The organism is Hyphomonas sp. (genome assembly GCF_041689225.1).
Classification (GTDB): Bacteria; Pseudomonadota; Alphaproteobacteria; order Caulobacterales; family Hyphomonadaceae; genus Hyphomonas.
This window is the reverse complement of record NZ_JBDNGN010000116.1, coordinates 77,631-97,131: the sequence shown is the minus strand read 5'-3', so window position 1 is coordinate 97,131 and position 19,501 is coordinate 77,631. Positions and strand designations below refer to the sequence as shown.

Annotated in this window: 20 protein-coding genes; 17 read left to right on the top strand and 3 right to left on the bottom strand. The window is 62.1% G+C overall.

Annotation, left to right across the window (positions count from 1 at the left end):
* Position 1: 1 nt before the first annotated feature.
* The 15 genes from lnt (at position 2) to ACESNB_RS11410 (ending at position 15,540) form a co-directional block, all read left to right on the top strand.
* Positions 2-1,645 (top strand): apolipoprotein N-acyltransferase, encoded by a 1,644-nt coding sequence (gene lnt / locus ACESNB_RS11480; RefSeq protein WP_373007392.1) that lies wholly within the window; start codon positions 2-4, stop codon positions 1,643-1,645.
* A 41-nt stretch (positions 1,646-1,686) separates the two neighbouring features.
* Positions 1,687-2,103 carry a helix-turn-helix domain-containing protein gene (locus ACESNB_RS11475; RefSeq protein WP_373007390.1) on the top strand — a complete coding sequence of 139 codons (417 nt, stop codon included), beginning with the start codon at positions 1,687-1,689 and terminating at the stop codon, positions 2,101-2,103.
* 33 nt (positions 2,104-2,136) lie between these two features.
* Positions 2,137-2,832: a tRNA (guanosine(46)-N7)-methyltransferase TrmB gene (trmB, locus tag ACESNB_RS11470; protein ID WP_373007388.1), complete on the top strand. Its 696-nt coding sequence runs from the start codon at positions 2,137-2,139 to the stop codon at positions 2,830-2,832.
* A 189-nt stretch (positions 2,833-3,021) separates the two neighbouring features.
* Complete coding sequence (locus ACESNB_RS11465) at positions 3,022-3,231, top strand: cold-shock protein (protein WP_373007386.1); 210 nt, start codon at positions 3,022-3,024, stop codon at positions 3,229-3,231.
* 199 nt (positions 3,232-3,430) lie between these two features.
* Positions 3,431-4,030: a ribosome maturation factor RimP gene (rimP, locus tag ACESNB_RS11460; RefSeq protein WP_373007384.1), complete on the top strand. Its 600-nt coding sequence runs from the start codon at positions 3,431-3,433 to the stop codon at positions 4,028-4,030.
* Positions 4,027-5,790 carry a transcription termination factor NusA gene (nusA, locus tag ACESNB_RS11455; protein WP_373007382.1) on the top strand — a complete coding sequence of 588 codons (1,764 nt, stop codon included), beginning with the start codon at positions 4,027-4,029 and terminating at the stop codon, positions 5,788-5,790. Before rimP ends, nusA begins: the two co-directional genes overlap by 4 nt.
* The gene (locus ACESNB_RS11450) at positions 5,765-6,442 is read left to right on the top strand and encodes an RNA-binding protein (protein WP_373007380.1); all 678 of its coding nucleotides are present in this window, start codon (positions 5,765-5,767) and stop codon (positions 6,440-6,442) included. Before nusA ends, ACESNB_RS11450 begins: the two co-directional genes overlap by 26 nt.
* A 53-nt stretch (positions 6,443-6,495) precedes the next feature.
* Positions 6,496-9,066 carry a translation initiation factor IF-2 gene (gene infB / locus ACESNB_RS11445; RefSeq protein ID WP_373007378.1) on the top strand — a complete coding sequence of 857 codons (2,571 nt, stop codon included), beginning with the start codon at positions 6,496-6,498 and terminating at the stop codon, positions 9,064-9,066.
* An 11-nt stretch (positions 9,067-9,077) separates the two neighbouring features.
* Entirely contained in the window at positions 9,078-9,605 is a 528-nt protein-coding gene (locus ACESNB_RS11440) for a YcxB family protein (RefSeq protein ID WP_373007376.1), read from the top strand.
* Positions 9,605-10,009, top strand: coding sequence for a 30S ribosome-binding factor RbfA (gene rbfA, locus ACESNB_RS11435; protein ID WP_373007374.1), 405 nt, complete (start codon positions 9,605-9,607; stop codon positions 10,007-10,009). Before ACESNB_RS11440 ends, rbfA begins: the two co-directional genes overlap by 1 nt.
* A 93-nt stretch (positions 10,010-10,102) precedes the next feature.
* Positions 10,103-10,759: a hypothetical protein gene (locus ACESNB_RS11430; protein ID WP_373007372.1), complete on the top strand. Its 657-nt coding sequence runs from the start codon at positions 10,103-10,105 to the stop codon at positions 10,757-10,759.
* A 120-nt stretch (positions 10,760-10,879) separates the two neighbouring features.
* On the top strand, positions 10,880-11,842 hold the full coding sequence (truB, locus tag ACESNB_RS11425; protein ID WP_373007370.1) for a tRNA pseudouridine(55) synthase TruB: 963 nt from the start codon (positions 10,880-10,882) through the stop codon (positions 11,840-11,842).
* Positions 11,843-12,090: 248 nt separating this feature from the next.
* Positions 12,091-12,360 carry a 30S ribosomal protein S15 gene (gene rpsO, locus ACESNB_RS11420; RefSeq protein ID WP_373007368.1) on the top strand — a complete coding sequence of 90 codons (270 nt, stop codon included), beginning with the start codon at positions 12,091-12,093 and terminating at the stop codon, positions 12,358-12,360.
* A gap of 72 nt (positions 12,361-12,432) precedes the next feature.
* The gene (pnp, locus tag ACESNB_RS11415; protein ID WP_373007366.1) at positions 12,433-14,562 is read left to right on the top strand and encodes a polyribonucleotide nucleotidyltransferase; all 2,130 of its coding nucleotides are present in this window, start codon (positions 12,433-12,435) and stop codon (positions 14,560-14,562) included.
* Between the two features lie 183 nt (positions 14,563-14,745).
* A complete protein-coding gene (locus tag ACESNB_RS11410; RefSeq protein ID WP_373007364.1) occupies positions 14,746-15,540 on the top strand; it encodes a CAP domain-containing protein in 795 nt (264 codons plus the stop codon).
* A gap of 55 nt (positions 15,541-15,595) precedes the next feature.
* On the opposite strand, the gene ACESNB_RS11405 is transcribed toward ACESNB_RS11410, so the two are convergent.
* A complete protein-coding gene (locus ACESNB_RS11405; RefSeq protein ID WP_373007362.1) occupies positions 15,596-16,990 on the bottom strand; it encodes an aspartate aminotransferase family protein in 1,395 nt (464 codons plus the stop codon).
* Between the two features lie 141 nt (positions 16,991-17,131).
* Here ACESNB_RS11405 and udk point away from each other — a divergent pair, with 141 nt between their 5' ends.
* Positions 17,132-17,839 carry a uridine kinase gene (udk, locus tag ACESNB_RS11400; RefSeq protein WP_373007360.1) on the top strand — a complete coding sequence of 236 codons (708 nt, stop codon included), beginning with the start codon at positions 17,132-17,134 and terminating at the stop codon, positions 17,837-17,839.
* Here the strand turns inward: udk and ACESNB_RS11395 are convergent.
* Together ACESNB_RS11395 and ACESNB_RS11390 are read right to left on the bottom strand one after the other, a co-directional pair.
* Positions 17,836-18,228, bottom strand: a complete 393-nt coding sequence (locus ACESNB_RS11395) for a hypothetical protein (protein WP_373007358.1) — start codon at positions 18,226-18,228, stop codon at positions 17,836-17,838. The genes udk and ACESNB_RS11395 overlap by 4 nt on opposite strands.
* A gap of 51 nt (positions 18,229-18,279) precedes the next feature.
* The gene (locus tag ACESNB_RS11390; protein WP_373007356.1) at positions 18,280-18,534 is read right to left on the bottom strand and encodes a hypothetical protein; all 255 of its coding nucleotides are present in this window, start codon (positions 18,532-18,534) and stop codon (positions 18,280-18,282) included.
* A gap of 112 nt (positions 18,535-18,646) precedes the next feature.
* On the opposite strand from ACESNB_RS11390, the gene ACESNB_RS11385 reads away from it, so the two are divergent.
* Positions 18,647-19,501: a CAP domain-containing protein gene (locus tag ACESNB_RS11385; RefSeq protein ID WP_373007354.1), complete on the top strand. Its 855-nt coding sequence runs from the start codon at positions 18,647-18,649 to the stop codon at positions 19,499-19,501.

Genomic DNA, 19,501 nt, shown 5'->3' with positions numbered 1-19,501 from the left:
CATGACAGACGGAGTGCGCAGCCACGGGTTCACCGCCCTTGGCCCCCTGCATGAGGCGTTCGCGCGCCTGACAGGCTGGGCCGCAGCCGGCACAGCTCTGTTGCTTGGCGCCTTCTCGGCGGTCGCTTTTGCCCCCTTCCACTTCAGCGCCGTTCTGGTGATTTCGTTCACCGGGCTGGTCTGGATGCTGGATGGCGCGCGCGGACACCGCAACTGGGGCAAGGCCATCTTCATGCGGACCTGGGCCTTCGGCGTCGGCTTCTTCCTGATCAGCATGCACTGGACGGCGTCGCCCTTTTTGGTCGAACCCGAAAAATACGCGATTTTCCTCTGGATGCCGCTCATTCTCCTGCCGGCAGGCATGGCGCTGATCTGGGGCGCAGCAGGCGCCATGGCCGGTGCGTTCTGGTCGGCCTCGCCGTCACGCGTGTTTGTTTTTGCCCTCTTCTTCTCACTCGCCGAATATGTGCGCGGCCACCTGTTCGGCGGTTTCCCGTGGAACCTGCCTGGCACCACCTGGATGCCCGGCGGGGCGCTGTCCCAGGCCGCCTCGATCGGCGGTGTCTACTGGCTCACGCTGCTGACCATTTTCGTCGTGTCTGCGCCTGCCGCCCTTGTCGATACCCGCGACGCGCGCGGACTGGCCGTAAGGATGTTGCCGACCTTTGCATCCGGCATTCTCATCGCGCTCGGTTGGGCCTGGGGCGCTCAGCGCATTGCCGAGCCATCGCCGCTTTCCGACACGGTTGTCGTTCTTATGGATTCAGGCGTTTCGCAAGACGAGAAGTGGAAGGTCGGGCAGGACGCAATCCTCAAGGAATACATCAAGATGCTGAAGACCGAGGATGGCGCGCCGGGCGACATCATCATATGGCCGGAAGGCGCGATACCGGTGAACCTTCTTCAGGATCCGAACGCCATCGACATTATCGACGCCTATCTCGGGCCGCGCGTCCTGATTGTCGGCACGACCCGCTACGAGATCACCGATGACAGCCAGCGCGCCTATTTCAACAGCCTGACCGTGCTCGACCAGAGCGCCGCACGTTCCGGACCGCTTGCGCTTTATGACAAGCACCGCCTGGTGCCGTTTGGCGAGCTGGCCGCTTCAGAGATCATTCCCTTCGGCCGCTACATTTCGGGAATCCTGCCCGGGGCCATGCAGCAGATGGCGACGGATGGATTCAGGCCCGGCCCCGGACCGGCCGTGATCTATGCGGACAATGTCCCGCCATTTGTTGCCATGATCTGCTACGAAGGGCTGTATCCATCGATCCCGCGCGACGCCAGCCTCAACGGACGCGCAGACTGGCTCGTGGTGATTTCAAATGATGGCTGGTTCGGTGGCGGCATGGGACCAGCCCAGCACTATGCCCAGAACCGGTACCGCGCGATCGAAACTGGTCTTCCCATGGCCCGGGTTGCCAGTCGTGGCGCGTCGGCGATTCTCGACGGTTACGGACGCGAAGTCTTGCGCGGCGCACCAGTGGCAGACGCCCCCGAAGGATGGAACGCTGCCTATGGCCGCGGCCGGTTGCCCGTACCTGCCAGCGTCACGATTTACCAACATCGTATCGGAATTGTCCTGTTCTGGCTTACTCTCTGCTTGTTCGCAGGCCTAGCTTTCGCAAGCTGGCGGCGTTAACATGTCCAGCAATTGCGGGCAAAGCGTGCACCGGGTGGGATATGTCAGAGAACAAACTACCAAGTGGGATTGATCGGGTAGTCGGCCAGCGCGTGCGGTGGCGCCGCCGCGAACTCAAACTGACGCAGGAACGACTTGGCGAACTTCTCAACCTGACATTCCAGCAGGTCCAGAAGTACGAAAAGGGCGTCAACCGGGTATCGGCCGGACGCCTTTTCGAGATCGCATCTGTACTGGGTGTTCCGATCACGTATTTTTACGAGGGTGCCGAGGGCTTCGTCGAACATGAGAACGCCCAGGCCATCGAAGATGGCAAGGCGCATGCGCCCGTCATGAATTCGGAAACGCTGGAACTCATCGCGGCCTTCCAGAAAATCGAGGACAATTCGCTGCGCAAATCGCTTCTCGGTACCGTGCGCGCGGCTGCCTCGGCCTTCGAACCGAAACAACGGGATTGATTGCGCCCACCGGCTGAGGCAAGACGCGGGCGCATGACCTCCCGCACACCCGATCCCCAGTTCCGTCCCATTCGCACATTCGGCCGAACGGGAGGCCGTGCCCTGTCAGTGCGCCAGCAGGCGCTGGTCGATGACATGCTGCCCGGCCTGACCGTCCCAGTCGGGGCAGACGCAGCGCTCGACCCGCATGCCCTTTTTGCCAAGGCTGGACCGGTTTGCCTCGAAATCGGCTTTGGCGGCGGCGAGCATCTGATTGAACAGGCGCAACGGGCGCCGGGCACCGGTTTCATCGGTTGCGAGCCCTTCATCGAAGGCATGGCCAAGGCGTTGACGGGCATCAAGGAGAATGGCCTCACCAATGTCAGGCTGTGGATGGACGATGCGCGGCCCCTGATGGCCAGCCTGGCAGATCACTCCGTTGACCAGGCCTTCATCCTGTTTCCAGACCCGTGGCCCAAGAAGAAACAGCAGAAGCGACGCCTGATCCAGCCGGACTTCCTCGCTGCACTCCACCGTATCCTTGCGCCCGGCGCCCGGGTGCGCTTCGCTACCGATGTCGCGAGCTATGCCGACGAAGCCCTCACGCGTTTTCTCGCCCATGGCGGTTTTGCCTGGCAGGCAGAGCGCGCCGATGACTGGCGCACACCACCAGAAGACCACGTGCCAACCCGCTACGAAGCCAAACGCCTCGGGGATTGCGAGCCGGTCTGGCTCGACTTCCGCGTGTAGCCACGGCCCCCGCGAATACTTGACGAAATGTCGCACTTATGCGTTTCATATAGCCATAGAATTCGGTCGGTCTGAATATCAAGACCCCGTCAGACCGACAGCAATGACTTTCTTCCTACCCGTTTCGATAGGCGGATCAGACTCATCTCCGGGCCTGATCGTTTTGGATAAGCGCGAAGGAATTCAATTATGGCAACTGGCAAAGTGAAATGGTTCAACGACCAGAAGAGCTTTGGCTTCATCAAGCCTGACGATGGCGGCACAGATGTGTTTGTGCACATTTCCGCCGCTGAACGCTCCGGCCTGCGCACGCTGGCCGAAGACCAGGCGATCTCCTGCGAACTCTACAAGGTCGAGCGCCGGGGCAAGACCTCTGCGATCGACCTCAAGGTTCTCTAGTCCTGTTGTCGCCTGACCCGGCGAAATGAACGGCGGCTCTGGCAACAGGGCCGCTGTTTTCCGTTTGTTTCCCGTCGCGCTGGACTGAACGCTCGACATCGACACGCGACACGACTATAATGGGGCCAAGTCGAAAAATATCGGCGGCGGTTCCGGCAACGGGGCCGCCGTTTTTCTTTGCCCGGATTTGCCCAATACCATGATTGCCCTGACTGAACAGGAACGCCGTATTCTCGAGATCGCTGCCCCCGTGGCAGCGGGCCTCGGGCTGGAAATCGTGCGCCTGCGCGTCATGGGCGGACGCCGTCCCGGACTGCAAATTATGACCGAGCGAGCAGGCGGCGCACCCACCAGCGTGGAAGATTGCGCCAAGCTTTCGCGGGCCCTCAGCCCGGTCTTCGAGGAATCCGACCCGATCAAGGAAGCCTATACGCTCGAGGTTTCCACGCCGGGCATAGACCGACCGCTGACCCGGCCGGGCGATTTCGCCCGCTGGATCGGACATGAAGTCCGGATAGAACTGATCCGGCCGCTTGACGGTCGCCGCAGATTTTCCGGCACGATTACCGGCGAAGATGATGCCGGCGCCCATATCGAACTGGACGACGCGACCGAACTGGTCGCACATGTCAACGAAATGAGCCGCGCCACGCTCGTCCTCACCGACGCCCTGATTGATGCCGCACGCGCCGATGGCAGCCTGCCGCCACAAATGGATGAAGACGGTCTTGAGGAATTCGAGATCGACGAATCCGACGATGACACAGACACTAACGAGAAGACGGGAGACGTCACATGAGTACAATCGGCGTTTCAGCCAACAGGCTGGAAATTCTGCAGATCGCCAAAGCGGTTGCAGAGGAAAAATCGATCGACCAGCGCATTGTTGTCGAAGCCATGCAGGAAGCCATCGAGAAGGCGGCCAAGGCCAAGTACGGCCAGGAGCACGACATCCGCGCCAAGATCGACCCGACCACCGGCGAACAGACGCTGTGGCGTATCCAGACCGTCGTGGCCGATGTAGACTTGGAAGACGAATCCAAGGAACTGCGCCTGACCGAAGCCAAGCGCATCGATCCAGAACTCGAGATCGGCAGCGAATTGAAGGAAGAGCTCCCACCCTTTGATTTCGGCCGCGTAGCCGCACAGACCGCCAAGCAGGTCATCATGCAGAAGGTGCGCGATGCCGAGCGCGAGCGTCAGTACGAAGAATACAAGGACCGCGTCGGCGAGATCATCAACGGCATCGTCAAGCGCGTCGAATATGGCCACGTCATCGTCGACCTTGGCCGCGCCGAGGGCATTATCCGTCGCAATGACGGCATCCCGCGCGAGAACTTCCAGCCCAATGACCGCGTGCGCGCCTATCTCTACAAGGTGAGCCGCGAAGTGAAGGGCCCGCAAATCTTCCTGTCGCGCGCCGCGCCTGACTTCATGGTCAAGCTGTTCGCCCAGGAAGTGCCGGAAGTGTATGACGGCGTCATCCAGCTCCGCGCCTGTGCCCGCGACCCGGGCAGCCGCGCCAAGATCGGCGTGATCTCGAACGACTCGTCGATCGATCCTGTCGGCGCCTGTGTCGGTATGCGCGGTGCGCGCGTCCAGGCTGTTGTCGGCGAGCTCTCGGGAGAGAAGATCGACATCATTCCGTGGAATTATGACGACGCGACCTTCATCGTGAACGCGCTGCAGCCGGCCGAAGTGTCGAAAGTGGTGCTCGACGAAGAAGAGCGCCGTGTCGAAGTCGTCGTTGCTGACGACCAGTTCCCGCTGGCCATCGGTCGGCGCGGCCAGAACGTGCGTCTCGCCTCCCAGCTCACCGGCTGGCAGATCGACCTTGTCACGGAAAGCGCAGATTCCGAGCGCTACCAGCGCGAGTTCCAGGAGCGTACCGACCTCTTCATGAAAGCACTAGATGCTGACGAAACCTTGGGCCAGCTGCTGGCATCGGAAGGTTTCGAGACAGTCGAGGAAATCGCTTTCGTGGCGCCTGCAGACTTCATCCAGATCGAAGGTTTCGACACGGAAGTTGCTGCCGAACTTCAGGAGCGCGCCCGCGAATTCCTGGATCGCCTCGCCGCCGAGAACGACGCGAAGCGCAAGGAACTCGGCGTCGACGACGAAGTGATGGCGCTGGACAGCATGACGCCCGCCTTTGCTGTGAAGCTTGGTCAGGAAGGCGTGAAGACCGTCGAAGACGTCGCCGGCCTCGTGCCGGACGACATCACCGGCTTCCGCGAACCAGGTCCTGACGGCAAGCCGGTCTGGGTCGAAGGCATCCAGAAGAAGGGCGAAATGCGCAAGGACGACGCGCAGATGTTCATCATGAAGGCCCGCGTGCTCGCTGGCTGGATCGAACAGGACGCCATCGAACAGCTCGTTGCGGCCCAACAACCGGCCGAGACCGCGACAGCCGACCTGACTGAAGAAGAACGCGCCCTGCTCGCCCTTGGCGACCTCGGCGGTGCAGATGCTGCAGATGCAGCCCTTGAAGAGCTCGAATTCGATCTCGATGCCCTGGCAGCGGAGGGCGGCGATGACGAAGCCGCACCGGAAGAGTGATCCGCGCTTAGCCGGCACGGCAGGTAACACGACGGACGGGGAGGGCCCCGTTCGTCAGTGCGCCGTGACGCGAGAGCGTCTGGCGCAGACAGAGATGGTGCGCTTTGTGCTCTCTTCCGACATGGTCGTCACGCCCGACATCAATGCAAAACTGCCGGGCCGCGGCGTCTGGGTCAAAGCGGATCGCGACACCGTTGCCCTGGCCGCCACGAAAGGCGCCTTCGCGCGCGGGTTCAAGGAAAAGGTCAAGGTGCCCGACGGGCTCGTCGACCAGGTTGAAGACCTATTGCTGAAGCGCTGCCAGAACATCCTCGGAATGGCGAAAAAGGCGGGCGGAATCATACTCGGCTACGATCAGGTCAAGGACGCACTGCGCAAGAAGACCCATGGAATACTGCTTGAGGCGTCGGATGGTGCAGAAGATGGGCGTAACAAGGTGTATTTCCTTGCCAAAGCGTTATATAGCAGCGTGAACGTCGCCGGGGCTCTGTCTTCGGTGGAATTGGGCATGGCGTTTGGCCGGGAGCGTGTGATACACGGGCTCATCCGCAGGGGCGCCATTGCGAAGACGTGGACTCTGGCCTATCGCCGGCTGACCGGGTTTCGCGAAGCGCCCGAATTGAACTGGTTCAAGGATCAGGATCGGACTTGAAAACTCGCCGGGACGCATGGGCGCTTCGGCTGAAAATGTGATATGTAGGACGTATGAGCGAAACGAACGATACAGGTAATAATTCGGGTGGCCGCAAGCCGCTCACCGTCGCCCGCAAATCAGCTGGCACGGTGAAGCAGAGCTTCAGCCATGGTCGCTCGAAACAGGTTGTGGTGGAAACCAAGAAGCGCCGGGCGGTTGGCCCAGGCGGCGCAGGCCCCGCAGCCGGACAGTCAGGTGATGCACCGGCCAAGCAGACAGACACGCTCGAGGCGCGTCTCGTCGCTACGGCCCGCAAGCTGGGCATCACGGTTGTCGAGCTCAAGGCACGCCAGAAGGTGCTGCTCGAACGCAAGGCTGAAGAAGCCAATCGCGCCAAGGAAAATCAGGCCGTCGTTGACGGCCAGGATCGCCTCCGCTCCGAACAGGAACGCAAGGCGGCAGAATCCCGCGAACGCGAAGAGGCCGAAGTCCGCCGCCGCGCCGAGGGAGAAGCCCGCAAGGCCGAAGCCGAAGCTGCCGCGAACGCACCGGCTGCACCAGTCGCAGGTGAACGCCCTGCCCGTGGCCGCGCCAAGCCTGACGTAACAGCATCGCCTCTGCCCGATCCAGCCGCAGAAGAATCGACCAGTCGCGGCAAGCGCGGCAAGGCCGGCAAGGATGACCGCGATCGCTCGCGCGAAGCCGCCGCCCGCACCACCCGCGACAGCGGCGAACGCCGTCGTGGCAAGCTCACCATCTCATCCGCCCTCGGCGACGATGCAGATCGCCAGCGCTCGCTCGCTTCGCTCAAGCGCGCCCGCGAACGCGAACGCGAACGTCGCTTCGGCGGCGGTGACCAGCGCGAAAAGGTCTCGGTCGAAGTGACCCTGCCTGAAACCATCACCCTGCAAGACCTCGCGGGCCGCATGAATGAACGCGTCGCTGACGTCGTGAAATTCATGATCAACCAGGGCGAAATGCTGCGCGGCAACGACATTATCGACGCCGACACGGCCGAACTGATCACCGAAGAATTCGGCCACACGGTGCGCCGCGTCGCCGAATCCGATGTCGAGATCGGTCTTGAAGGCGAAGCGGATGATCCCGCCACGATGAAACCACGCGCACCGATCGTCACGATCATGGGACATGTCGACCACGGCAAGACCTCGCTGCTCGACGCCCTGCGCTCAACCGACGTGGTCGCAGGCGAAGCCGGCGGCATCACTCAGCATATCGGCGCCTACCAGGTTCAGTTGAAATCCGGCCAGAAGATTACCTTTCTCGACACGCCGGGCCACTCTGCGTTTACCGCCATGCGGGCACGCGGTGCCAACGCAACCGACATCGCGATCCTCGTCGTCGCGGCTGACGATTCGGTCATGCCGCAGACGATCGAATCGATCAATCACGCCAAGGCGGCCGGCGTGCCAATCATCGTTGCCGTCAACAAGATCGACTTGCACGACGCGGCTCCGGACAAGGTCCTCACCGACCTTCTCCAGCACAACATCCAAGTCGAAAGCATGGGCGGCGAAACCCAAGCCATCAAGGTCTCTGCCAAAACCGGAGTCGGCCTTGACGAGCTGACCGACGCCATCTCGCTCCAAGCTGAAATCCTCGAACTGAAAGCCAATCCCGACCGCGCCGCAGACGGCGTCGTGATCGAGAGCCAGCTCGACAAGGGACGCGGCCCGGTTGCCACCGTCCTGATCAAGCGCGGCACGCTGAAGCGCGGCGACATTGTCGTGGCCGGCGCCCAATGGGGCAAGGTTCGCGCAATCACCGACGAACGCGGCCAGCAGCTTCACGATGCAGGTCCTTCCCTGCCCGTCGAAGTCCTCGGCCTCGATGGCGCACCGGATCCCGGCCAACCCTTCGTGGTCGTTGAAACGGAAGCGCGCGCCCGTGAAATCACCGATTATCGCATGCGCACCAAGCGCCAGATTTCCGGCAAGGCCGGCGCTGCGGCGCGTGTCTCGCTCGACCAGTTGCTCAGCCGCCTGAAAGAGGGCGCGATCGAAACGTCCGAACTCCCGATCGTCGTCAAAGGCGACGTTCAGGGCTCGGTCGAGGCGATCTCCATGTCGCTCGATGCGATTTCGACCGAAGAAGTCCGCGCCCGCGTCATTCATGGCGCTGTCGGCGGTATTTCTGAAAGCGACGTCATGCTGGCAAAATCGTCCGGCGCCCCGATCTTCGCGTTCAACGTTCGCGCCAATAAGCAGGCGCGCGACCTCGCTGAGAAAGAAGGCATCGAGATCCGCTACTATTCCGTGATCTACGACCTGATCGACGATGTGAAAACGACCCTGTCGGGCATGCTCGCACCGGAGAAGCGCGAAACCTTCCTCGGCTATGCCGACATTCTCGAAGTCTTCAACATCACCAAGACCGGCAAGGTCGCGGGTTGCCGCATCTCCGAGGGCAAAGTCCTTCGCGGTTGCGGTGTCCGCCTCCTGCGCGACGATGTCGTGATCCACGAAGGCAAGCTGAAAACACTGAAACGCTTCAAGGATGAAGTGAACGAAGTGTCCGGAGGCATGGAATGCGGCATGGCCTTCGAGCGCTATGAAGACATCCGCGTCGGCGACAAGATCGAATGCTTCCAGGTCGAGGAAATCGCGAGAACCCTCGCCTAGAGGCAGGCACCATGTCAGACCCGCTGCGCATCTCTGGCCTCCTGCGCGAGAAGGATGTGAAGCGTCTGACGCGCCTGACGCGCGGCGGATCGGTCGGGCCTACAGCGGTTTACTATGCCGGTGTCACGGCACCGATCATTTCCGCCAGCATGGCAGTCATGGTGCGCGAGGCCATGCGGCTCGCCGGCTTGTCGGATTATTGGCAATGGTTCATCTCGGCCATGGTCGCGGCCTTTGCCGGGATCGCCTGGTACCTCATCTTCATTCGCTGGTCTTACCGGCACAAGTTCGGACGCGGCACGGAAATGACCCTCAGCACTGATATCACGCTGGGCGACGATCAGGTCATTGTCCGACGCGGCGGCATCGAAACCCGCATGGACTGGTCGTCGATTGCCTCCGTCAAAGCCGGGCGGGGCCACGTTGCCGTTCTCGTCAACGGCGCTGATGCGCTGATCATCCCCGACTCATGGTTCGGTAAGGACAAGTCCGCCCGCGCCGCTTTCGTCTCACGCCTACAGGAAAAGGCTGCTCACTGATGGCCCGTAAACCCGCCGCCGCCAAAATGCCGTCCCAGCGCCAGTTGCGCGCCGGGGAAATCATCCGTCACGCCCTCGCCGACATCCTGTCGCGCGAGGATTTGCGCGATCCGGATCTCACGGGCGTCATCATCACGGTCGGCGAAGTGCGCTGTTCACCGGACCTGCGCCGGGCCAACGTCTTCATCACCCCCCTCGGTGACGACACGGACGAAGGCCGCCAGAAACTGGCCGACGCCCTCACCCGTGCTGCGCCCTTCCTGCGCGGACGTCTCAGCCGCGAAATTGATATGCGGTTCACCCCCGAGCTCCGCTTCATTGCCGACAAGTCCTATGACGAAGCCACGCATATCGACCGCCTCCTGGCCGATCCCCGCGTGAAGCGCGACCTGCAGCAGGACTAGGCCTCACCTCACCTGCGCCTTATCCGCTTTGTCATTTGACTTGGCGGCGATCTGTTGAGACCGTTCGTTTCTTGCGACAGGGACAGGGGCCGGATGGACCGCCAGACACTCGACATGGAAGGCGCCCGGCACGGCGAAATCTCCTCCGCATCGCTACAGATGGGCGATGACACGATCGCCATTCGCCGTATCGCCACCATGTCCATTGAATCGATGGAATTTGCGCCCTGGGACATGCCGCGCAACCGCAAGTCCCAGAGCCTTCATGCCACGCTCTGCGTCGCAAACCTTTTCTGCGGGCTCGTCGCGCTTGCCTGGTGGATGCTAGCCCCCGGCCAGCAATCTGGCCTGGTCGCCCTGTTTGTCGGCGGTGTGCTTGTATTGCTCGGCCTGTTCCTTGGCACACGGGCCGCCATGATCGCCGCGAAGATCAAACGGCGCGAACCCTATCACCGACTCACCATTGGCACGTCTGACGGGCGCCAGATCCCCATTGTTGACGACAATCGGGACGTCCTCGTCAGGATTCGCGACGTGGTCCGCCACAAGATGGATACCGGCGACACCGAAACCGTCGGCGAATTCGATCTCAATCTCGACATCGTCGACCTCAAACTGCCAAAACCCGCCCGGGCGGCCTCCCCTCCCCCGCGACATGACGACATCGCGACAACGCACGGCGAGCCCGAACTCCTCTTCGATGCCGACGAAGAAGACGCCGAGGCCGAACGGCTCAAAACCGCGTCGTGACAGGCCCGGCGGTTGACGCCGCCAGCCAGCCAGCCTAAGGCCGCGCCTTCCTTTTGATATGTCAGCATCAACATGGCCCGCCGGCGTTCGAACCGCCCCCGGCCTTGCAGGAGACACGATTTGGCCCGCCAGAGAAAACGCAAAGGTGATCCGGTCAGCGGATGGCTGAACCTGTTCAAGCCCGTCGAAATGACCTCGACCCAGGCCGTGGCCATCCTCAAGCGGCTCTACAATGCCGAAAAGGTCGGCCATGGCGGCACACTCGACCCCCTCGCCGACGGCATCCTGCCCATCGCCTTTGGCGAAGCGACCAAAACCGTGCAATGGGCAATGGATTCCGAAAAGGAATATGTCTTCACCATCCAGTGGGGTGTCTCGACCGCCAGCCAGGACGCCGAAGGCGAAGTCACCGCGACATCTGACGCCCGTCCGACCCGCGAGGCCGTAGAAGCCGTGCTCACCAACTATCTCGGCGTGATCGAACAGGTGCCGCCGAAATTCTCCGCTATCAAGGTCGATGGCAAGCGCGCCTATGACCTGGCCCGCGAAGGCGAGGATTTCGAACTGAAGCCGCGCGAAGTCATGGTCCATTCCGCCAGCGCCATCGGCATGCCCGATGCCGACCATACGGTCATCCATGTCACGTCCGGCAAGGGCTTCTATGTTCGCGCCATGGCCCGCGACATCGCCTTCGATCTTGAATGCGAAGGCCATATCAGCCAGCTGCGCCGCACGCGTGTCGGTGCCTTCTCCGCGCCCGACGCCGTTGCCATCTCCGCCCTGCAGGAAATGACCGAGAAACCGGACCTGCTCGCCGCCCTCAAACCGCTCCAGTCGGTCCTGACCGGCATCCCCGACCTCGCTGTCAGCCCTGCCGACGCCGCCAACCTGCGCCAGGGCCGCACCATCATGCTGATGCCACATGTGGTCGAAGCCTGGCGCGAGGCGCGCAATCCAGCCGACGAGGACGATCGCCTGGCGCTGGCAACCTGCAACGGCACCGCCGTGGCCCTCGGCGACGTCCGCGCCGGCCATTTCGAGCCGGTTCGCGTGTTCAACATCCGCGAGGTGCAAAGCGCCTGAGGGCCCGGGCCTGCCACCCCCTCGGCGCACCCCTGCCCCGCCCGCATCCATATCACCCCGCCCCCTTCCCAAAGGGGCCTAAATCCGCCATAAGCCGCTCCTTGAGGCGAATATCGTCCTGAATCCCCTGCTGGACGACATCCCGGCACCGGACACCAGGCCCCGATCTCTCCCCAAACCCCCGCGTCCATTAGGCCGCAACACGTTGAAACCCTTCGCCTTTTGGCGATATTATCGAAAGAGACCCGATGTCGATTACGGCTGAAAAGAAACAGGAACTGATCAAGAAATTTGCCATCAAGGCAGGTGATACAGGCTCCCCGGAAGTGCAGGTTGCTATCCTGACGGAACGCATCAACAACCTCACCGACCACTTCAAGACCAACAAAAAAGACAACCACTCCCGCCGCGGCTTGCTGACCATGGTCGCCACGCGCCGGAAGCTCCTTGACTATGTCAAAGGCAAAGAAGACGCGCGTTATCAGGCGCTCATCACGGAACTCGGCATCCGCCGCTAGATCCGGAAAAACAAGCCCGCCGGGCAATAGGGCCGCGGCGGGCTTTTCGTATGTGAAAAGAAAGAAACCGAAATGTTCAACAAACACTCCGTGTCGCTGGAATGGGCGGGACGCACGCTGACAATTGAGACGGGCCAGGTGGCACGTCAGGCTGACGGCGCCGTAATGGTCACCTATGGGGACACAACGGTCCTCGCGACCGCCTGCTTCGCCAAGTCGGCAAAGCCCGGCCAGGACTTCTTCCCCCTGACCGTCAACTATATGGAAAAATATTACGCTTCAGGCCGCATCCCAGGCGGCTTCTTCAAGCGTGAAGGTCGCCCGACCGATAAAGAGACGCTGACCTCGCGCCTGATCGACCGTCCGATCCGCCCGCTCTTCGTCAAGGGCTTCAAGAACGAAGTCCAAGTCGTCCTGACCTGCATGTCCTACGATCTCGAGAATGATCCCGATATCCTCGGCATGATCGGCGCATCCGCCGCGCTCGTCCTGTCCGGCGCCCCCTTCATGGGCCCGATCGCCGCCGCACGCGTTGGCTACAAGGATGGTGAGTACATCATCAACCCGACCATCGATGAGCTCCAAGAATCCGAACTCGACCTCGTCATGGCCGGCACCGCCGATGCCGTGATGATGGTGGAGTCGGAAGCCTATGAATTGTCGGAAGACGTCATGCTCGGCGCTGTCATGGCTGGCCATGATGCCATTCAGCCTATCATCGATGCCATCATCGACCTGGCTGAAAAAGCAGCCAAGGAGCCATTCGAGTTCGAAGCGGAAGACCATTCCAAGGAACTCTCCGCCATCCAGAAGCTCGTCGGCAAGGACCTGTCCAAGGCCTATTCGCTGACCGAAAAGCTGGAACGCCAGTCGGCCGTGGGCGCTGCCCGCGACACCGCCAAGGCGGCCCTCGTCGGCACCGAAGACGCACCGGGCGAAATGACCGCCGACACGTTCAAAGCCGCTTTCAAGGAAGCCGAAGCCAGTGTGGTTCGCGGTGACATCCTGAAAACCGGCAAGCGTATCGATGGCCGTTCGCTCGATCAGGTCCGTCCGATCGAAGCCCTCGCCGGCTTCCTGCCGCGTACGCACGGCTCGTCGCTGTTCACCCGCGGTGAGACACAGGCGATCTGCGTGACGACACTCGGCACCAGCGATGACGAACAGTTCATCGACGGTCTCGGTGGCACGTCGAAGTCGAAATTCATGCTGCACTACAACTTCCCGCCCTATTCGGTCGGCGAAACAGGCCGCATGGGCGGTACCAACCGTCGCGAAACCGGACACGGCAAGCTTGCCTGGCGCGCGCTCCAGGCTGTCCTGCCTGACCACGCCGAGTTCCCGTACACGATCCGCCTCGTCTCCGAGATCACCGAGTCCAACGGCTCGTCCTCGATGGCAACCGTATGTGGCTGTTCGCTCGCGATGATGGATGCCGGCGTGCCGATCTCCCGTCCCGTGTCGGGCATCGCCATGGGCCTGATCAAGGAAGCCGATGGCATTGCCGTCCTTTCCGACATCCTCGGCGACGAAGACCACCTCGGCGACATGGACTTCAAGGTCGCAGGTACCGAAAAGGGCCTGACTTCGCTGCAGATGGACATCAAGATCGCTGGTATCACCAAGGACATCATGAAGACGGCACTCGAGCAGGCCAAGGGTGGGCGTATGCACATTCTCGCCGAAATGGCGAAAGCCCTCGACACGTCGCGCGATGCCCTGTCGGAAAACGCACCGCAGATGGAAATCATGAAAGTGCCAACCGACAAGATCCGTGACGTCATCGGTTCCGGCGGCAAGGTCATCCGCGGCATCGTTGAAGAATCCGGCGCCAAGGTGAACATCGATGATGACGGCACTGTGCAGATTTCTGCGCTCGACCGTCCGGCCATCGAGAAAGCCATGAAGATGATCAAGGAGATCACCGCTGAAGCTGAGATCGGCGAAATCTATCAGGGCACAGTTGTTGGCCTGAAAGATTTCGGCATCTTCGTGAACTTCTTCGGTCCCAAGGATGGCCTGGTGCACGTGTCGCAAATGGCGAACGAGCGCATCGGTCACCCGAAGGAACTGGTCAAGGAAGGCGACAAGGTCTGGGTCAAGCTCATGGGCTTCGATGACCGTGGCAAAGTCCGCCTGTCGATGAAAGTCGTCGACCAGGCAACCGGCAAGCAGCTCGAAGGCGCCGCTGGCGAAGAATAGACTTACAGTTTCGTGTAAGTGAGCAATCAGGGCCGTCCTTCGGGGCGGCCCTTTTTCTTTGCGCAAATGTCCGGAAACAAAAGCGAAGAAAGATACACAATTCTGTATCCGGACTAAATTTCATTGACATATAAGTGTCGCAAAAGTATTGTGACAATTATGTTACAGATCCGTTACAGATTTATGTCATTGTCAGTGCTGGCCATTGCGGCGCTCACATTGCCCGCGACGGCAGCCTCCACGTGCGATCTCGCCGATGGACTGCCGCTGGATCCAGCTGTCTTCAACCAGGAAGTCAGTGCCTGCTACGACAGCCAGGGTGATTCGAAACAGGACGCCCGGCTTGAGCGCCAGCTGATCGACGCCACCGACCGCGTTCGCGCCGACCAGAACAAGGCCGCGCTCGTGCCGCTCGCGTCGCTCGAACAGGCCGCACGCATCCACGCCATGGACATGGCGGCCCGCGATTATGCCGGCCATGCCGATCCCGAAGGCCGCAGCCATCTCGAACGCGTTCGCATGATTGATCGCACCGTTCTGATCGGCGCTGCGGGTGCCAACATTGCCATCGTCGAAGGGGAGCATGACGCCCCTGACTTGTTCGGGGCCCTCCGGCACGATCCTGTCAACGCAGACAACATGACCCGCAGCGCCTTCACGCACACCGGCATCGGTGTCGCAACCGGCAATGGCCGGACCTATATTGTCCAGCTCTTCGCCCGCGTCGACGGCCAGCTCCAGGCGCCCCTGCCCGTCCATATTTCCGGAAACGAGAACATCCGCGCGACCTTCGAGGACAAGGGGCTCCAGCCCGTGGCCTGGCGCCTGACCTCCCCCGCAGGTGATACGATCGCACGCGGCTATGGCTCGACAATGACCGGTTCGCTGCAGCCTGGCCAACAGGCCTATCTCACGCTGGACATTGCCCGCAACAATACCGAATTCGCCATACGCGGGCCGATTGTCACCGGCCAATAGCGGCAGCAACGCACCTCATAGTCAGTGCCCGGTCCCTTCGCGGGGGCCGGGCTTTTCATGTCGCAGTCTCTAACAGGACACGCGCAACCGCAGCAATGGACCGGGACACGTCGTGCTCATCTGTCCGCCAGCTCACCACGCTGACACGCATCGCCCTGACGCCGTTCCAGGTCGTTCCCGAGAAAAACGCCTCTCCAGTCGCATTAGTCCGGCGGATGACCTCGTCGGTAAAGGCATCATTCTCCGCGTCCGTCGCACCGGCGCGCTCAAACCGGACAAGCCCCTGGTTCAGCACCGGCACATTCAGGGCGCGGGCATCCGGCAAGGCACCGAGGCCGCTCACCAGCGACACACAATACCTGCAGCAGCGCTCAACGAGGTCCGCGACACCGGCGCGGCCAAGTTCCCGCAGCGCCGCATAGACCGGAACCGCACGCGCGCGGCGCGACAATTCGAAATTCCAGTCTGACGGATCCCGCACATCCGGGCTGGGCGACAGATAGGCCGCCCCCATCGCAATCGCCGCACGGTGCGCGCTCGCATCGCGTACGAAAGCCATGCCGCAATCATAAGGCACGTTCAGCCATTTGTGGCCGTCCGTTGCCCAGCTGTCGGCAAGGTCGATCCCGTCCGTCAGCGCGCGATAGGCCGGCGATGTCCGCGCGAACAGCCCGAAGGCACCGTCCACATGCACCCAGGCGCCCGCCGCCTTCGCAATCGGGATCAGCGTCGCAAAATCATCGAACGTCCCGACATTGAGGTCGGCTGCATTGAGACAAAGTATCGTCGGCCGCATAGGATCCGACAGCTTTTCCGCTAGGTCTTCGGCCCGCATGTTCCCGAATTCGCCGGTGGCGACGCTCTCCATGTGCGTCTCGCCCATGCCGAGATAACGCACAGCAGCGTCCAGCGTGTTGTGGCGGTTGGCACTCGTCAAGATACGGATTGCTGGCGCGCCGTAAAGCCCGTCACGTCCGACATCCCAACCCGCCTGCTCCAATACGGCATGTCGGGCAACCGCCAGCGCCGTGACATGCGCGAGCTGGCAACCTGTCGTAAACGCGAACGAGCATTCCGGCGGGAGGCCGAACAGGTCCTTCAGCCACTCACCGGTGATTTCCTCGATGATCGTCGTCGACGGCGCCACCGTAAACATGCCGGAATTCTGGTCCCACGCGGATACCAGCCAGTCGGCCGCCACCGCCGAAGGCAGCGAACCTGCCATCACCCAGGCAAAGAACCGGCCGCCGGCATTGGCGTGCAGGCCCGGTCCAGCGCCAGCCGCAAGGGCGTCGATGATGTCGCCCGCGTCTGCTCCCGTTTCGGGCAAGGGGCCACCCAGCGCGTCCCTGAGGGCATCTGCGGTGGCGCGCCCGCCCACCGGGGCCGTGTCCAGGCCGTCCAGCCACGTGCGGGCGTGGTGCATGGCGCGATCAAGCGGGTCGGTCATCGCAATATCCTCCTGACAAAGGGATAAGCGATGGGCCGCGCCCTTGCCACCCGAAACGCGTGCACACCCTCATGCAAAGGAAGCAGCCCGATGGACAATTACTATTGGTGACAGGGCAGGTTTGCCGTTAAACTCACCCGCATGACGAAACGAAAATCTGCTTTCCTGATTGCCATGTCCGGCGGCTCCGGCTCCGGTAAGTCGACGCTCGCCGAAGCGCTGCTCGCGCATCTCGGCCCCGGCCGCGCCGTGATGTTCGGCGAGGATGCCTATTACCATCCGATGAGCTATTACGGCGACTACAAGACCGAGGCAGAGCGCCAAGCCATCATCGCCGGCGTCAACTATGACGATCCCGTCTCCAAGGAAGTCGACCACCTGGTGCGCGACCTGAAGGCGCTGAAATCCAGTCAGGGCGTCGACCAGCCGATCTATGACTATGATCGCCATGATCGCAGCGACAAGACACGCCGCATCGAACCTGCGCCGATCCTCCTGCTCGAAGGCATCCACGCGCTGTCCATGCCGAAGATAAAGTCGCTGATCGACCTCTCGGTCTATGTCGACACGCCCGACGACCTGCGCCTCGCGCGCCGTATCCGCCGGGATGTGATCGATCGCGGCCGCAGCGTCGATAGCGTGCTGCAGCAATACATGTCCACCGTCCGCGCGGCGCACTATCGCTGGACGCACCCCGCAAAATTCGAAGCCCATCTCGTCATCGCGGATGAGGGCCTTCCGGCCTATGGCAATGTCCGTCCGAATAACGAAGCCATCGAACGCATGGTCGCGCCAGTGCTGGAACGCCTCCGCTCGGTCGGCGTGCTCGAAGACCGCGCCCGCCTCTAGCCTGTTTCGCTCAGCACCAGCGCCAGGATGAAACCGAGCGCCGTCGCCATTCCCGCCATATGGGCACCTTCCTTGTAGGCCTTGGGGAAGACTTCCGTGGCAAGGGAGGCGATCACGGCGCCAGCCGCAAGGCACCTTATGCCCGCCAGACGGTGCGGGCTCGCCCCCTCCAGCAGCAGGTTGCCAAGGATGGCAGCAGGCGACAGCAGCACTGCCGCGCCCACCCACAGCATCAGCGCCTTGGTTTTCGGCGTGCCACTCTCCTCCATCTCTTTCGCACCGCCCGCCGCCTCTGGCAGGTTTGACAGGAGGATCGACCCGGCGAGCGCCGCAACCTGCGCCGGGCCCGCCCCAATCAGCGCCAAACCGAGCGCAAGATTCTCCGGCACGCCGTCCAGCGTGATCGCCGCGAGCAGGCCGCCGCCACTATCGCTTTTGCACTATTCGTCGATCAGGTAATCGGCACCGGTAAAGACGATCGCGCCGACAGCTGTGCTGATCAGCGCCAGCACCAGGGATGATGTCCTGATGGACGGTTCGATCAGCTCGGTCACAACCGACAGGATCAGCGCACCGCCCGCAAGGGCAATCAGGAAACCTTCAAGCCGTTTCGGCAGCTTGCCGTACAGACCCCACACCGCGCCCGCAATCAACGCGCCGGACACAACGGCAACAACAAGCAGCATGATCAGCATCTTTGCACCTCCGGGCCGACAGGGCTCTGGAACTGTAACATGCAATTTCAGCCATCGGTTCCCGCTGCACAAAGGACTGGGCACCTTCCCCCCACCCCGCTAGGTTTTCTGAATGAGGCAAACCCTTTCAAGATGGCTGGCGCTCCTCTCCCTCTCCGGCCTTGCTGGCAGCGCAGCCTTTGCCTGCGACCTGCGCCTCTCGGCGCGCGGACAGACAACCGCCGATTATGTGGAGGCCGTTCGCCCTTGCCTCCGTCAGCTGCCCGCCGGCTACAAGTTCGACACGAAGATGGAAGCGGCCTTCCTCGAACGTATCAATGTTGAGCGCACCACGCGCGGCCTGTCGCCACTGGCCTTGCGCCGCGAACTGCTCGGCCCGGCCCGGTTCCAGAGCCTGGACATGGCCGCCAACCATTTCTTCGATCATCAAAGCCTCGATGGCCGCTCGCCCGGCGACCGCGTCACAGCGCTCGACCGGCGCGCCCTGATCCAGCGCTCAGCCGAAAACCTGGCCATGCTGGAGATCGTCCGGGGACGTTACAACTTCTCCAAAAGCCTGCCGCAGCTGCACGAGAACCTCATGAACAGCCCCCGCCATCGCGCCAACATCCTCAATCCGGATCTCACCCATGTCGCCATCGGCGTCGTGGTCACCAGGACCGGTGTCTGGGCAACGCAGGTTTTCATCAACCTGTCCGGCACGCTGAGCGAGGATGTGCCCCTGCGCATGACCGCGGGCCAGTCGCTCAGGGCACGCCCGCGTATCCGCGACTGGACCTTTCGCCATTTCGAGGCCGAGACTGGCAAGGACCAGTTCGCCCCCTTTCGCCACACGGCCCGGGGCGCCGTCGTGCCAGAGGGCCTGTCAGGCGATATCGAACTTGCCGCCTTCAGCATCCAGATGGGCGAGCGCAAGGACATGATCTATTCGATCCGCCTCGTCGGCCCGGCCATCACGATCCAATAG